We start from the raw sequence: 296 nt of genomic DNA, 5'->3' as shown, positions 1-296 counted from the left end.
GACGGTGACGCCTTCGCCGCTGCCGATCATCGCGGTATGCGCGGCAGTGATAATAGTGGCCGTCGTCGTGATCCTCATCGTGCGCAACCGCCGTCTGGCGCAGCAGCGCGAGGCAGAGCGCATGCAGGAGATTCTGAACACGCCGCTGGAGTCGCTCGCCGACGCCGAGCTGGCGGATTTGGAAAAGAAGTACGCGCAGGCAGGCGCTTCGGACGCGCCGCCGGTGCAGCCGATTAAGCCGCGGCCTTAGGCGACGCTGCGGTATTCAACCCCGCCTTCGGGCCAGATAGGAGACT

At 65.5% G+C, this 296-nt stretch carries 1 protein-coding gene; it reads left to right on the top strand.

The window, feature by feature from the left end; genetic code table 11:
* A partial coding sequence (locus tag NE591_RS14815; RefSeq protein ID WP_256157053.1) for a hypothetical protein occupies window positions 1-250 on the top strand: 250 nt, incomplete at its 5' end.
* Window positions 251-296 lie beyond the last annotated feature (46 nt).

The organism is Adlercreutzia sp. DFI.6.23 (assembly GCF_024462535.1).
Taxonomy (GTDB): domain Bacteria; phylum Actinomycetota; class Coriobacteriia; order Coriobacteriales; family Eggerthellaceae; genus Adlercreutzia; species Adlercreutzia rubneri.
Note: the sequence above shows the minus strand (reverse complement) of the source record. Positions and strands in the feature narration are given on the sequence as shown.